Source organism: Burkholderia cepacia, assembly GCF_029962485.1.
Classification (GTDB): Bacteria; Pseudomonadota; Gammaproteobacteria; order Burkholderiales; family Burkholderiaceae; genus Burkholderia.
In genome coordinates, this window is record NZ_CP073637.1 from 3,036,328 (window position 1) to 3,051,307 (window position 14,980).

The window sequence follows — 14,980 nt, forward strand, 5'->3', positions numbered from 1 at the left end:
GAACCGGCAGGCCGCTCAGGCCTGCCGGGCCGCTTGATCCAGTCGACCCGGCTGCGCGGCCAGGCTCCGCAGGTCGCGACTCGCCGCCTCCATCACCGGCGCCCACGCACCGAACGTCGACTGCCGGTACAACGTGGCGGTCGGATACCACGGGCTGTCCGTGCGTTCGAGCATCCATGGCCAGTGCGGATTCACGTCGAGCAGCACCCAGGTGCGCGCACCGAGCGCGCCCGCCAGGTGTGCGACCGACGTGCATACGGTAATCACGAGATCCAGCGCGCCGATGAACGCGGCCGTATCGTCGAAGCTCGTCAGTTCCGCCGTGAAATCCTCGACCGCGAAGCCGGCCGCGCGTGCCGCGGCGACATCCGCGTGCGCGCCCGGTTGCAGCGAATAAAACGCGACGCCGTCGATCCCGCGAAACGCATCGGCATAGCGCTCGAGCCCGACGCGCCGGAACGGGTTGCGCTGGTGGCCCGCGCTGCCCGTCCACACGAGCCCGACCTTCAGCCGACGTTCGCCGGCAAGCCGCGCGCGCCACGCGTCGCACGCATCGGAGTCGGCCCGCAGGTACGGCACCGACGACGCGAGCGTCGACGCTTCCATCCCGAGCATCAGCGGCAGGCCGATCAGCGGCACCTCGTAGTCGAACGCCGGCAGCGTGTCGACACCGCCGCCCGCGCCAAAATCATCCGCGTACGCGCCAAGGCTGCGCTGCATCAGCGTGCCGACCTGCGGGAACGTATTCCACACGAGCCGGCCGCCTTCGCGATGGACGCGCTCCGCGAGCGGCGCGACGAAGCGGCAAAACTGCAGCACGTCGCCCAGGCCCTGCTCGCCCCACACCAGCAGCGTCTTGCCCGCGAGCGGCTCGCCCTGCCAGCGCGGGCCCGGCAGCACCGGCCGGCGGCCGCGCAACTCGCCCGCGCCGTCCCAGCGCGCCTCGTGGCCGCGCCAGCCGGCCGCGTAGTTGCCGCGCACGAGCTGGATGATCGCCAGGTTGAAACGGAACGACGCGTCGTCGGGCGCCAGCTCGCATGCGCGCGCCGCGTAGCGCTCGGCATCGTCCCAGCGCTGCGCCTCCTTCATCGCCATCGCGACGTTGTTCATCGCAAGCGCGTTGCCCGGCGCGAGGTCGGCCAGCCGCGCGGCGCACGCGAGTGCGCCGTCGAGGTCGTGCGTCGCGATCCGCGCGACGACGAGATTGATCCACGCCTGCACGTCTTGCGGATCGTGCTGCACGGCCGCGTCGAGCAGCGCGATCTCCTCGGTGCGATCGCCGCTGGACAGCCGCAGCGCGATCGCGAGGTTGTTGCGCAGCGACGGCCGGCCGGCATCGATCGCCAGCGCCGCGCGGTACGGCGCGACGGCGTCCGCATGGCGGTCGGCCATCTGCAGCGCATAGCCGTGATTGAAGTACGCGGTCGCGCCCGGCTGCACGCGCACCGCGCACTCGGCGAGCGCAAGCGCGTCGGCCGTGCGCTGCCGCGCGACGAGCGCCGTCGTGAGTTGCGCAAGTGCATCGGCATCGACCGCATGCAGATGGGCGGCGGCGGCGAGCCACAGATCGTGTGCGGCGCGCTCGCCGCGCGCCTGCGCGTCGGCGGCCTGCCCGAGCAGCGCGAGGAACGGCGGCAGCAGCGGAATGAGGAGTTCGGTCGGGTCGTCCATGCAGTCGGCGTCGGAAAGCGGTGACGCGGCACGCATGACGCGCGCCGCAATATGCGCATCTTAACGCTCGCGCGCGGCGGCACGGCACACGCGTCGCGACAGGCCCGCGGACGGCCGGACGGGCCGCGCCGGCCACCCGTGCGCACCCTCCGGAAGCGGGCCGGCGGCGGTGTCGCCCGCGTTCCGGCCGCATCCGGTCGCCGATCCGGTAAAATTACGCGTTTCAGCACACTAACAAGCCGCGCCGCCGCGCGAGCCGACCCTCCGGGCCCCGCCCGGAGCGCCGCCCGCAACGGAGCGCCAGCGCCACGAAGGCTCTTCATGCTTACGTTTCAGCAAATCATCCTGACGCTGCAGTCCTACTGGGACAAGCAGGGTTGCGCCCTGCTCCAGCCCATCGACATGGAAGTCGGCGCGGGCACGTCGCACGTCCACACGTTCCTGCGCGCGGTCGGCCCCGAGCCGTGGCGCGCCGCGTACGTGCAGCCGTCGCGCCGCCCGAAGGACGGCCGCTACGGCGAGAACCCGAACCGCCTGCAGCACTACTACCAGTACCAGGTCGTGCTCAAGCCGGCGCCGGAAAACATCCTCGACCTGTACCTCGGCTCGCTCGAAGCGCTCGGCTTCGACCTGAAGCAGAACGACGTGCGCTTCGTCGAGGACGACTGGGAAAACCCGACGCTCGGCGCGTGGGGCCTCGGCTGGGAAGTGTGGCTGAACGGGATGGAAGTCACGCAGTTCACGTACTTCCAGGAAGTCGGCGGCCTCGAATGCAAGCCGGTGCTCGGCGAGATCACGTACGGCCTCGAACGCCTCGCGATGTACCTGCAGAAGGTCGAGAACGTGTACGACCTCGTGTGGACCGAATGGGAAGAGCAAGGCCCGAACGGCCCCGAGCTGCGCCGCCTGTCGTACGGCGACGTGTACCACCAGAACGAGGTCGAGCAGTCGACCTACAACTTCGAGCACGCGAACGTCGACCTGCTGTTCACGTTCTTCAACAGCTACGAAGCGGAAGCGAAGAAGATGATCGACGCGCAGCTCGCGCTGCCCGCGTACGAACTCGTGCTGAAGGCCGGCCACACGTTCAACCTGCTCGACGCGCGCGGCGCGATCTCGGTCACCGAGCGTGCGGCGTACATCGGCCGCATCCGCGCACTGTCGCGTCTCGTCGCACAGGCTTACTACGACTCGCGCGAGAAGCTCGGCTTCCCGATGCTCGGCAACCCGCCGGGCGTGCCGGGCCTCACCACCGACGCCCAGGACGCCGCGCAGCCGGCATGGGCGCCGCCGCTCAAGGTCGAACGCAAGATCGATCAGGACTGACGAGACGAGAATTATTCCAATCATGACGCACAATCATCCCGCCCCCCTGCTCGTCGAACTGCTGACCGAAGAGCTGCCGCCGAAGGCCCTCGCGCGCCTCGGCGACGCATTCGCCGAAGGTATCGCGCAACGCCTCGCGGCGCGCGACCTCGTCGAAGGCGAACTCGTGTTCGAACGCTACGCCACGCCGCGCCGCCTCGCCGTCGTCGTGCAGAACGTGCGCGCCGTTGCGCCTGAAAAGCAGGTCCGCGAAAAAGTCCTGCCGGTGTCGGTCGCACTCGACGCGCAAGGCAAGCCGACGGCCCCGCTCGCGAAGAAGCTCGCGGCGCTCGGCCACCCGAACCTGTCGATCGCCGATCTCGAGCGCGCGCAGGACGGCAAGGCCGAAGCCTTCTTCATCAATTATTCGGCGGCCGGCGCCACGCTCGCGGACGGCCTGCAGGCCGCGCTCGACGAAGCGCTCGCGAAGCTGCCGATCCCGAAGTTCATGACGTACCAGCGCCCGGACGGCTCCGACGTGAAGTTCGTGCGCCCGGTGCATCGCCTGACGGTGCTGCACGACGACCGCGTCGTGCCCGTCACCGCGTTCGGCGTCGATGCCGGCGACACCACGCTCGGCCACCGCTTCCTGTCCGACGGCCTCGTCGCGATCCAGCATGCGCGCGCGTACGCCGACACGCTGCGCGACAAGGGCCGCGTGATCGCGCACTTCGTCGATCGCCGCGAAACGATTCGCACGCAGCTGAACGAACACGCGAACGGCGACACGGTCGTGATGCCCGAATCGCTGCTCGACGAAGTGACGTCGCTGGTCGAATGGCCGGTCGTCTACCCGTGCCGCTTCGAGGACGAATACCTGCAGGTTCCGCAGGAATGCCTGATCCTCACGATGCAGACGAACCAGAAGTATTTCGCGCTGACCGACGTCGCCGGCAAGCTGCGTTCGCGCTTCCTGATCGTGTCGAACATCGAGACGAAGACGCCGGGCGAGATCATCGAAGGCAACGAGCGCGTCGTGCGCCCGCGCCTCGCCGATGCGAAGTTCTTCTTCGAGCAGGACAAGAAGAAGCCGCTCGCCGAGCGCGTACCGCAGCTCGCGAACGTCGTGTATCACAACAAGCTCGGTTCGGCGCTCGCGCGCGTCGAGCGCCTCGAGGCGCTGGCCGGCGAGATCGCGCCCGCGATCGGCGCCGACGCCGCCCACGCGAAGCGCGCCGCGCGCCTCGCGAAGGCCGACCTGCTGACCGACATGGTCGGCGAGTTCCCGGAACTGCAGGGCACGATGGGCACGTACTACGCGCGCCACGACGGCGAAGCCGACGACGTCGCGCTCGCGTGCGCCGAGCACTACCAGCCGCGCTTCTCGGGCGACGCGCTGCCGACCACGCCCGTGTCGACCGCCGTCGCGCTGGCCGACAAGCTCGAAACGATCGTCGGCATCTGGGGCATCGGCCTCGCGCCGACCGGCGAGAAGGATCCGTTCGCGCTGCGCCGCCACGCGCTCGGCGTGCTGCGCCTGCTGCTCGAGAAGCAGCTGCCGCTCGATCTCGTGTCGTTGCTGCGCACGGCCCACGCGCGCTTCGAGGGCGTGCCGGGCGTCGCCGAGTCGACCGATGCGATCTTCGCGTTCTTCATGGATCGCCTGCGCGGACTGCTGCGCGAGCGCGGCTATACGGCCGGTGAAATCGACGCGGTGCTGAGCCTGAACCCGACGCGCGTCGACGATCTCGTCGCCCGCCTCGACGCGGTGCGCGAATTCACGCGCCTTGCGGAAGCCGAAGCGCTCGCGGCCGCGAACAAGCGGATCTCGAACATCCTGAAGAAGTCGGAAGGCGGCGCGAGCGGCACGGTGCAGCCGTCACTGCTCGTCGAAGCCGCCGAGAAGGCGCTGCACGAACAGCTCGCGGCCGTGACGCCACACGTGCAATCGCAGCTCGAGGCGCGTGCGTACACGGGCGCGTTGTCGGCGCTCGCCGCGCTGCGCGCACCGGTCGATACGTTCTTCAACGACGTGATGGTCAACGCGGAAGACCCCGCACTGCGCGCCAACCGGCTCGCACTGCTGTCCGCGCTGCACCAGCAGATGAACTGCGTCGCCGACATCTCGAAGCTCGCCGCATAAGGGCCGCACGATGCCGATCAGCCCCAACCGAAAGCTCGTCGTCCTCGACCGGGACGGCGTGATCAACGTCGATTCGGATGCGTTCATCAAGACGCCCGACGAATGGATCGCGCTGCCCGGCAGTCTCGAGGCGATCGCCCGGCTCAACCACGCAGGTTATCGCGTGGTCGTCGCGACCAACCAGTCCGGCATCGGTCGCGGGCTGTTCGACATGGCCACGTTGAACGAGATGCACCTGAAAATGCATCGCGCGGCGGCCGCGGTCGGCGCGCGCATCGACGCCGTGTTCTTCTGCCCGCACACGGCCGAGGATCACTGCGACTGCCGCAAGCCGAAACCCGGCATGATGCAGATGATCGCCGAGCGCTTCGAGATCGATCCCGATCACACGCCGGTCGTCGGCGATTCGCTGCGCGACCTGCAGGCCGGCGTCGCGGTCGGCTTCAAGCCGCACCTCGTGCTGACCGGCAAGGGCAAGAAGACGCTCGCCGCGGGCAACCTGCCGCCCGGCACGAAGGTGCATGACGACCTGCGCGCATTCGCGCTCGATTTCCTTTCACACGAACACGAGTGATGCGGCCGCCGCGCGCATCCTCCCTAACGCCAGACTTACGCCGATGCGCTTCGTCCGCTCCCTGCTGCTGCTGATCTACTTCGTCCTGTATACGGTGCCGTACGCCACCGCGTGCTTCATCGCCTTTCCGTTCATGCGCCCCGACGCGCGCTACTGGATGGCGGCCGGCTGGTGCAAGTCCACGCTGTGGGTCGTGCGCTGGCTGAACGGCATCCGCTACCGGATCGAAGGCTACGAGAACCTGCCCGACGGCCCGGCCGTGCTGCTGTCGAAGCACCAGTCCGCGTGGGAGACGCTCGCGTTTCCGGCGCTGATGCCGAAGCCGCTCTGCTATGTGTTCAAGCGCGAGTTGCTGTACGTGCCGTTCTTCGGCTGGGCGCTCGGGCTGCTGCACATGGTCAACATCAACCGCAAGGAAGGCAAGAACGCGTTCACGTCGGTGATCCGCCAGGGCAAGAAGCGCCTGTCGGAAGGCGCATGGATGATCATGTTCCCGGAAGGCACCCGCACGCCGGTCGGCAAGCAGGGCAAGTACAAGACGGGCGGCGCGCGCTTCGCGATCGAAACCGGCGCGCCGGTCGTGCCGATCGCGCACAATGCAGGTCGGGTGTGGCCGCGCAACTCGTTCACGAAATTCCCGGGCGTCGTCACCGTGTCGATCGGCAAGCCGATCCCCAGCGACGGGCTGACACCCGATGTATTGAACTCGCAGGTCGAAGCATGGATCGAAGCGGAAATGCGCCGCATCGATCCCGATTCCTATCGCCAGGCGGGCAATGCCGGCTCGCGCGATGCCGCGCGTGCCTGAAGCCCCCGGATTGCAGCCGTTGCGTACGACAAAAAGAAGCGAACTGATGAAACAGCGTCCGCGGCCACGGCCTGCCGTCGTGGCTCTCGATCATCGCCAGATGGATCTGCCGCTCTTCGACGGGCCGGCCGCCGCACCGTCGGCGCCCGCCACGCCGCCGGCGCCGCCTGAAGCCTCCCCTACGGCTCCGCCCGCTCCGGGCCCGGCACCCGACCGTTCGCGCGTGCGTACGTTCGCGCTCGACAGCCGCGTGCTCGAATACCGGCTGAAACGTTCGGCACGCCGTACGATCGGCTTCACGATCGACGGCAGCGGGTTGTCGATCACCGCGCCGCGCTGGGTCACGCTCGCCGACATCGAAGCGGCGATCTCCGAGAAGCAACGCTGGATCTTCGCGAAGCTCGCGGAGTGGAAAACGCGCACCGAACAGCGCGCGCTGCCGCAGATCGACTGGCGCGACGGCGCGCAGCTCCCGTATCTCGGCAAGACGGTGACGATCGCGCTCGGCGCGGGCGCCGTCTCGTTCGACGCCGATGCGCTGCGTCTGTCGCTGCCGCTGTCCGTGCAGGCCGACATGCAGCAGATCAAGGATCGCGTGCAGGGCTGGCTGCAGGGCGAAGCGAAACGCATCTTCGGCGAACGCCTCCCGGTCTACGCCGAAAAACTCGGCGTCACGTATTCGATGTATGCGCTGTCGTCGGCCGCGACGCGCTGGGGCAGCTGTTCAAGCGATGGCAAGATCCGCCTGAACTGGCGGCTGATCCATTTTCCGATGTCGATCATCGACTACGTCGTCGCGCACGAGCTGTCGCACCTGCGCGAGATGAACCACAGCCCGGCCTTCTGGCAGACCGTCGAATCGATCTTCCCCGAGTTCCGCGAAGCGCGGCACACGCTCAAGCATCACCCGCCCGAGCTGCTGCCGTCGCTTTGACGCGACGCACGCGGCGTCGCCGCCCATGAAAAAGGGCGATGCGGGTCACCCCGCATCGCCCTTTTTGCCGCCCGCGCGCATCGCGCGTCGCGGCCCGCTCATCCGGCGCTCACTTCTTCTGGATGAACTCGATCTTGTAGCCGTCCGGATCCTCGACGAAGGCGATCACGGTCGTGCCGTGCTTCATCGGGCCCGCTTCGCGCGTGACCTTGCCGCCTTGCGCCTTGATCTTCTCGCACGCGGCGTACGCATCCTCGACCGCCACGGCCAGATGGCCGAAGCCGTTGCCGAGATCGTAGGACGGCGTATCCCAGTTATGGGTCAGCTCGATCACGGTGCCGGTGCTCTCGTCTTCGTAGCCGACGAACGCGAGCGTGAACTTGCCTTCCGGATAGTCCTCGCGACGCAGCAGCTTCATGCCGAGCAATTCGGTGTAGAACTTGATCGAGCGGTCGAGATCGCCGACTCGCAGCATCGTATGCAGCAAACGCATGTCTTGTACTCCTGTGGGGACTTTCCAGAACCGGGAACTCTACCAGAGTCGGCTAAAACTCGCCGGGGGCGCACGGAGCGGGGCGGCCGATACGGCGCATCGGCGCGATACGCGCAAGCACGCTCGCAACGGCGGAAAACGGCACGATCCCGCTCGCCCGGCTACCGCGCCGATCGGGTAACATCCTTCCACCTCGCACCAAAAGCGGGCATGCGCTTCACCGCCCGAACGCGACCACCTACCCTTCCCTGAAGCCACACTGCCGTGCGAAACCGCCGATTCGAGCGCGCCGGACGCGCCACCCGTCCGACCTTGCCGCCGCCGTACCGATCAGCCGAGGCGCGCCGATGACCACCCTCGCCGCCGCCCCCGTGCGCCGCGCGCTCGACCTGCGCGCCGTCGGCCTGATGTTGCTGCTGTGCGCGATCTGGGGTTTCCAGCAGGTCGCGATCAAGAGCACGAATGCCGCGATCGCGCCGATGTTCCAGGCCGGGCTGCGCTCGGTGATCGCGGCAGGGCTGCTGTGGGGCTGGGCCCGCACGCGCGGCACGCCGCTGTTCCAGGCCGACGGCACGTTCGGTGCGGGCCTCGCGGCCGGCGCGCTGTTTGCCGGTGAATTCATCTGCGTGTTCTTCGGGCTCACGCTGACGAGCGCATCGCACATGGCGATCTTCCTGTACACGGCGCCGTGCTTCACCGCACTCGGTCTGCACCTGTTCGCACCGGGCGAACGGTTGCAGCGCACGCAATGGGCCGGCGTCGGTCTCGCGTTCGCCGGCATCGCGCTCGCGTTCGCGGACGGCTTCCTGAAGCCTCGCGCGCCCGGCGCATCGGTACTGGCCGGGCTGGCCGGCGACGCGCTCGGGATTCTCGGCGGCGCGATGTGGGCCGCGACGACGGTCGTCGTGCGCTCGACGGCACTCGCGCGGGCGAGCGCGAGCAAGACGCTGTTCTACCAGCTCGCGGTGTCGGCGGTCGTGCTGGTCGCACTCGCCGCGCTGTTCGGGCAGGTGTCGTTCGCGCACGTGACGCCGATCGCGGTCGCAAGCCTCGCGTACCAGTCGGTGATCGTCGCGTTCGTCAGCTACCTGTCGTGGTTCTGGCTGCTGACGCGCTACAGCGCGTCGCGGCTGTCGGTCTTCACGTTCCTGTCGCCGCTGTTCGGCGTCGCGTTCGGCGTGCTGCTGCTCGGCGAATCGGTCGGCTGGCGCTTCATGTCCGCCGCCGCGCTCGTGCTGACCGGCATCGCGCTCGTCAACGCGCCGCCGCGCAGGCGGGTGTGACGTGCAACGAAAGGCACGCGCGCAATAAAAAAGGCCGCCCCGTCGGGCAGCCTCTTCGACACGTCCAGTCCGGCCTGCGCCGTGCGCGTCAACCGGCCTTGCGCACCGCCGCGAGCGCCTGCGCGACGCCGACGTATTCAGCCACGCTCACGTCCTCCGCACGGCGCGCGAGATCGAAGCCGAGCCCTTCGAAATCGATCGTCTCGCGATAATCGCCGAGCGTGTTGCGCAGCATCTTGCGGCGCTGCGAAAACGCGGCGGTGACGATTTCACCGAGCAGCACGGGATCGACGTCCGGCAGTTCGTGCGGCTCGTACGGAATCATCCGGACGATCGCCGAATCGACCTTCGGCGGCGGCTGGAACGATTCCGGCGGCACGTCGAGCATCTTTTCCATCACGTAGCGGTACTGAAGCATCACCGACAGCCGCGAAAACGCCTTCGTGCCCGGCTCCGCAACCATCCGTTCGACGACTTCGTTCTGCAGCATGAAATGCTGGTCGATGACTGCATCGGCGAACGTCATCAGGTGAAACAGCAGCGGGCTGGAAATGTTGTACGGCAGGTTGCCGACGATCCGCAGCGACGGCTTGTCGCCGGGCGCCGCGAGCGAACGGAAGTCGAACGCGAGCGCGTCGCCCGCGTGCAGTTCGAGCAGCGCACCGAAGCGCTGCTGCAGGCGGCCGATCAGGTCACGGTCGAGCTCGACCGCGTGCAGCGGCGACTCGGGCGTCGAGAGACGCTCGATCAGCGGCCCGGTCAGTGCGCCGAGCCCGGGGCCGATCTCGACCATACGCTGACCGCGCGCGGGGCCAATCGTCGACACGATCGAATCGATCACGCCGTGATCGACGAGGAAGTTCTGCCCGAAGCGCTTGCGCGCGAAGTGGCCTTGGTGCTGTCTGCTGTTCGACATCGACTGAGTAAAACGAAAAATACGACGAATGAGGTAAAGCCGGACCGAGTCAGGCCGCGCGGCGATGGCGCGCCATCGTGACGGCCGTATCGAGCGCGGCAATCATGCTGCCCGGATCGGCACGGCCCGTGCCGGCCAGGTCGAGCGCGGTGCCATGATCGACCGACGTACGGATGATCGGCAGCCCGAGCGTCACGTTGATGCCCTCGCCGAACGTCGCATACTTCAGCACGGGCAGGCCCTGGTCATGGAACATCGCGAGCACGCAATCGGCATCGGCCAGATGGCGTGGCTGAAACAGCGTGTCGGCCGGATACGGGCCGCGCGCGTCGATGCGCTGCGCGTTCGCACGGGCCAGCGCCGGCGAGATCACGTCGATTTCCTCGCGGCCGAGATAACCGTTCTCGCCCGCATGCGGGTTCAGGCCCGTCACGAGGATGCGCGGCGCGGCGAGACCGAAGTCGCGCCGCAGGTCGCGATCGATGATCGCCAGCGTCTCGACGAGCCCGTCGATCGTCAGCGCGGCGGAGACATCCTTCAGCGGCAGGTGCGTCGTCGCGAGCGCGACGCGCAGCGGCTTGTCGCCGGTGCCCGCCAGCATCATCACGACACGCGGCGTGTGCGTACGCTCTGCCAGGTATTCGGTATGGCCGGTAAACGGCACGCCCGCATCGTTGATCGTGCTCTTCTGCAGCGGCGCGGTCACGATCGCGTCGTACCGGCCGGCCAGCGCGCCGTCGATCGCCGTGTCGAGCAACCCGAGCACGTAGCGGCCGTTCGCGGCGTCCAGCGTGCCCGCCCGCGCGGGGACGGCCAGCGCGTGGTGCGCGACCGACACCTGCGCACCGCCGGCCAGCACGGCGCGGTCGGCGCCGACGGCCGCGGCGCGCGCGTCGAGCAGCGCCACATCGCCGAGCACGGTGAAATGTGCGTCGGGCCAGCGCTGCGCCGCGTCACGCAGCGCCTGCACGGTCAGCTCCGGGCCAACCCCCGCGGGTTCGCCGGTCGTGATCGCGATCTGCAGCGCGGGCGTGGTCATCCGAAGCTCGCTCAGTTCGCCGGGGCGACGCCGCCGATCTTGTACTGAACGTACGACGAATCGCGCAGCTCGCGCAGCCAGTCGGCGTAGGCCTGCTCGGCCTTGCGCTGGCCGATCGCCTGGCGGGCGATGTCCATCTGCTGCTGCACCGACCCTTCCGCTTCGCGGCGGTTCAACACCTGGATCAGGTGATAGCCGTACTCGGTACGAATCGGCTGGCTGATCTGGCCGTCCTGCAGGTTGTTCATCGCGCGCTCGAATTCCGGCACGGTCTCGCCCGGGCTGATCCAGCCGAGATCGCCGCCCTGCGACGCCGACCCGTCCTGCGAGTAGGTGCGCGCGAACTTCGCGAAATCGCCGCCGGCCTCGACCTGGTTGCGGATGTCGACCAGTTGCTGGCGCGCCTGGCCTTCCGACTTGCCTTCACCGACGCGCAGCAGGATGTGGCGCACGTGCGTCTGGACGATCTTCGGCGCGGCGGCGGTCGCACCCTGGCTCTGGCGGCGGTCGACGAGACGCACGATCTCGAAGCCGTCCGGCACGCGGATCAGCGTCGGGTTGACCTGGCCCGGGCGCAGCTTCGATGCGGCGTCGACGACTTCGGCCGGCAGCGCGCTCGGCGCCTTGAAACCGAGGTCGCCGCCCTTCTTCGCGTCGTTCGCTTCCGAGTTGTTCTTCGCGAGGCGCTCGAAATCGGCGCCCGACTTCGCCTGCTGCAGCAGCGCGTCGGCCTTCTTCTGCGCGACCTCGATGTCGGCCTGCGGCGCGTTGGTCGGCGCCTTGATGAAGATGTGCTGGAAGCGCAGGTCCTGCTGCTGCGACGCGTTCGGCCCGCGCTGGCTCGCGATGTAGTTCGCGACTTCGGCGTCCGACACGGTGATCTTGCCGTCGACCTCGCGCTCGCGCAGCTTCGACAGCATCAGCTCGGTACGTGCATCGCTCGTGAAGATGCTCCAGGGCACGCCTTGCGCCTCGAGACGCGCGCGGTACTGCTCGAGCGTCATCCCGTTCGCCTGCGCGAGACGCTGCAGCGTGGACTGCACGGTCGCGTCGTCGATGCGGATCCCGTCGTCCTTCGCCTTCTGCACCTGGATGCGCTCGAGCACCATCTGGTTCAGCACCTGTGCGCGCAGTTGGTCGGTCGGCGGCACGGGCGCGTTCTGCTGCTGCAGCCGGCGCGCGATCAGGCCGGCGCGCTGGTCGAGTTCGCGGCCCGTGATCACGTCGTTGTTGACGACCGCGACGACTTCGTCGGCGAGCTGCGCACCTTGCGAACCGAGCGCCTGCGCCGCGGCCGGCGCGGCGGCGAGCAGCGCGGCGGACGCGGCGAGGCTGGACACGACTGCCGCGAAACGAAGGTTTTTCTTCATTGCCACTGAAACTCCATTGAAATCGTGCTGACCGGTGCAGACAAGCCGGCGTTACTCGTAGTTGCTGAAGCGGGACATCGGCGGCGGCGGCGGCGGCAGCGGCGTGTAGCCCGGTACCCCGGCGCGGAATGCGGACACAAGGCCGTTGTCGACGGTCGACAGGCCCTTGAGCGTCAGTTGCATCATGAATCGCGTCGACGAGTTCTGCTGTCCCGACGAATTGATGCCGTTCGCAGCCCGCTGCACCCCGACCCCGAGCGCCCAGCAATCCGCGTCGTATTGTAAGCCGACCAGACCGTCGACCACGCGATCTCCGGCGAGGTCGTAGTTGAAACGGCCGATCGCATACAGGCGGCGCGTGAGCGGCCACTGCGCGGATATCAGGAACTGGTTGATCGGCTGGTTGTCGAGCGTGGTGTTCGATCGCGTGTAGCGGTAGCCGACGTTGATCACGCGGCGCTCGCCCGGGCTGTAACCGAAACCGACGCTCGACTTCACGAGCTGGTTGTTGTTCTGGTTGTACTGGAACGCCGTCTCAGACATGAAGCCCGAGCCGAGCTTCAGCGCGGCGCCGACGATCAGGTCCGAGTGGCGCGCCAGCACGGCGCTCTGGCCGGAATTCAGCGTGACGCGCTGATCGGCGAAGTAGTACTGCTGCGCGATCACGAAGCGCGCGCGTTCGTCGCCGGTGCGCGGATCGATGAAGCGCGACGTCAGGCCGGCCGTGATCCGGTTCGCGTCCGCGATCCGGTCGTTGCCGACGAACGTGTTCGGCTGGTAGATCTCCGCGAGGCCGAAGTCCGATTCCGCGGAGTCGAACAGCGGCGCGTTCGACTGGTCGCGATACGGCGTGTACACGTAGTACAGGCGCGGCTCGAGGGTCTGGATGAAGTCCTGGCCGAACAGGCGCACCGAGCGATCGAAGATCAGGCCCGTGTCGAAGCTCACGGTCGGGATCGACTCGGTGAAGCGCTTCGGGCTGTTCGGCGTGGTCGACGACAGGTAGTTCAGGTCGTACGACGCGAAGTGGTACTGGACCTTCGGCACGACGAAGTAGCCGGGGCCGTACACGCCGTACGCGATATACGGGTTGAAGACGATCCGGTCGCCTTCGGTCGCATCGGCCGTCGTGATGCGGAACCGCGAATAGTCGGCTTCCGCGCCGAAGTCGAAGCCGCCGACGTTGTACTTCGTGTACTTCACGTTCAACTGCGGCTCGCGGCTGTACGGCGCGATCGACGGCGGCAGCGTCTGCCAGTGCTGGTAGCGCGCGAGCACCGACCACGGGCCGTTGTTGTACGTGAGGCCCGCTTCCTGCTGGTACAGCGTCTGCGTCCCGTTGATGAACTGGTTCATCGACCCAAGGTCTTCGGGATACGTGTTGTCCGAGACCTTGTTGAAGTAGACGTAGCCGCCGAAGCCGCCGCCGAAGTTCTGCTGGTGCTGCCAGTAGATCGCGTAGCGGTTGCGGTGCGCGAGCCGGTCATCCGGCAGGTAATTGGCCGTAAACGTGCCCGAATACGACGGCGACAGGTAGCGGAACGTCGCTTCCATCATCGCGCCGCGCCGCGAGATGATGCGCGGCGTGAGCGTCAGGTCGCGGTTCGGCGCGATGTTGAAGTAGTACGGCAGCGTCAGCTCGAAGCCGTTGCTCGAGTTCACCGAGAACGTCGGCGGCAGCAGGCCGCTGCGCCGCTCGCCCGACAGCGGGAACGTCATCCACGGGCTCGCGAAGATCGGCACGCCCTGGAAGAACAGCACACCGTTGCGCGCGGTGCCTTCGTCGGCGCCCGTATCGAAGTCGAAGCGGCTGCCCTTGATGTACCACGCGGGGTTCGTCGAGCACTGGCACGCGGTGTAGGTGCCGTTGACGAATACCGAGCGCTCGTTGTCGACCATGTCGACGCGCTCGGCGCTGCCCGACCCGCCCGTCATGTTGAAGCGGTACTTCGGCGCCGTCATGTAGCCCTGGTTCGCCTCGATCTTCAGGTGCGCCTCGGGGCCTGCGAACGACGTACCGCCATTGACCACCTTGACCTGGCCGTACGCATCGGCCATGTCGGTATCCTGATCGTAGTGGAGCGCATCGGCCTTCACGACGGCATCGCCACGCCGCAACTCGGCGGAACCCTTGGCGGCGAGGTCCTGCTCGGACGTGCCGCTCGTGTGGTCGGCGATCACGAAGGCGGCCGGCTTCGCGCCGTCCTTCAGCGGACGATCCTCGAGCTGGGGCGCGAGACGCAGATCCCACGGCGAGTCGAGCGGCTGCGGCTGCGCGGCCGCGCCCGACAGCTGCGCGTACGACACGGCCGGCACGAGGCCGGGCACGGCCAGGAGCGCGAGCGCGAGCCGCCGTTTGCGCGGCGCCCCGTCACCGGGGAAAACATTCGGGAATAGCGGTTTGGGCGGCATCTATCGTTTGGCGAATCGCCCCTTGTCAACCG

12 protein-coding genes are annotated in these 14,980 nt (G+C 68.0%); 6 read left to right on the forward strand and 6 right to left on the reverse strand.

All coding sequences use genetic code 11. The features are described from left to right. Positions 1–15: 15 nt before the first annotated feature. Positions 16–1,707 carry a hypothetical protein gene (locus KEC55_RS14170; protein WP_432625617.1) on the reverse strand — a complete coding sequence of 564 codons (1,692 nt, stop codon included), beginning with the start codon at positions 1,705–1,707 and terminating at the stop codon, positions 16–18. Positions 1,708–1,992: 285 nt separating this feature from the next. Between KEC55_RS14170 and glyQ the strand changes: the two genes are divergently transcribed. The 5 genes from glyQ to KEC55_RS14195 are packed head-to-tail and all read left to right on the forward strand — an operon-like array spanning position 1,993 to position 7,435. Next, positions 1,993–2,997: a glycine--tRNA ligase subunit alpha gene (gene glyQ / locus KEC55_RS14175; protein WP_006477868.1), complete on the forward strand. Its 1,005-nt coding sequence runs from the start codon at positions 1,993–1,995 to the stop codon at positions 2,995–2,997. A gap of 22 nt (positions 2,998–3,019) precedes the next feature. Beyond that, a complete protein-coding gene (gene glyS, locus KEC55_RS14180) occupies positions 3,020–5,119 on the forward strand; it encodes a glycine--tRNA ligase subunit beta (protein ID WP_282505935.1) in 2,100 nt (699 codons plus the stop codon). Between the two features lie 10 nt (positions 5,120–5,129). Continuing rightward, complete coding sequence (gene gmhB / locus KEC55_RS14185; protein ID WP_176050298.1) at positions 5,130–5,693, forward strand: D-glycero-beta-D-manno-heptose 1,7-bisphosphate 7-phosphatase; 564 nt, start codon at positions 5,130–5,132, stop codon at positions 5,691–5,693. A 43-nt stretch (positions 5,694–5,736) separates the two neighbouring features. Beyond that, a complete protein-coding gene (locus tag KEC55_RS14190) occupies positions 5,737–6,501 on the forward strand; it encodes a lysophospholipid acyltransferase family protein (protein WP_176050299.1) in 765 nt (254 codons plus the stop codon). 46 nt (positions 6,502–6,547) lie between these two features. Continuing rightward, positions 6,548–7,435 carry a M48 family metallopeptidase gene (locus KEC55_RS14195; RefSeq protein ID WP_282505936.1) on the forward strand — a complete coding sequence of 296 codons (888 nt, stop codon included), beginning with the start codon at positions 6,548–6,550 and terminating at the stop codon, positions 7,433–7,435. Positions 7,436–7,544: 109 nt separating this feature from the next. Here the strand turns inward: KEC55_RS14195 and gloA are convergent, their stop codons facing one another. Next, positions 7,545–7,928 carry a lactoylglutathione lyase gene (gloA, locus tag KEC55_RS14200; RefSeq protein WP_124453625.1) on the reverse strand — a complete coding sequence of 128 codons (384 nt, stop codon included), beginning with the start codon at positions 7,926–7,928 and terminating at the stop codon, positions 7,545–7,547. A 347-nt stretch (positions 7,929–8,275) separates the two neighbouring features. On the opposite strand from gloA, the gene KEC55_RS14205 reads away from it, so the two are divergent. Continuing rightward, the gene (locus KEC55_RS14205) at positions 8,276–9,211 is read left to right on the forward strand and encodes a DMT family transporter (protein ID WP_282505937.1); all 936 of its coding nucleotides are present in this window, start codon (positions 8,276–8,278) and stop codon (positions 9,209–9,211) included. 88 nt (positions 9,212–9,299) lie between these two features. Here the strand turns inward: KEC55_RS14205 and rsmA are convergent, their stop codons facing one another. From rsmA to KEC55_RS14225, 4 genes are read right to left on the reverse strand one after another with little or no spacing between them, the layout of a single operon-like run. Next, positions 9,300–10,127, reverse strand: coding sequence for a 16S rRNA (adenine(1518)-N(6)/adenine(1519)-N(6))-dimethyltransferase RsmA (rsmA, locus tag KEC55_RS14210; RefSeq protein ID WP_282505938.1), 828 nt, complete (start codon positions 10,125–10,127; stop codon positions 9,300–9,302). A 49-nt stretch (positions 10,128–10,176) separates the two neighbouring features. Beyond that, positions 10,177–11,166: a 4-hydroxythreonine-4-phosphate dehydrogenase PdxA gene (gene pdxA / locus KEC55_RS14215; protein WP_282505939.1), complete on the reverse strand. Its 990-nt coding sequence runs from the start codon at positions 11,164–11,166 to the stop codon at positions 10,177–10,179. A gap of 11 nt (positions 11,167–11,177) precedes the next feature. Next, positions 11,178–12,536: a peptidylprolyl isomerase gene (locus KEC55_RS14220; RefSeq protein ID WP_282505940.1), complete on the reverse strand. Its 1,359-nt coding sequence runs from the start codon at positions 12,534–12,536 to the stop codon at positions 11,178–11,180. Positions 12,537–12,587: 51 nt separating this feature from the next. Further along, positions 12,588–14,948: an LPS-assembly protein LptD gene (locus KEC55_RS14225; RefSeq protein WP_282505941.1), complete on the reverse strand. Its 2,361-nt coding sequence runs from the start codon at positions 14,946–14,948 to the stop codon at positions 12,588–12,590. Positions 14,949–14,980 lie beyond the last annotated feature (32 nt).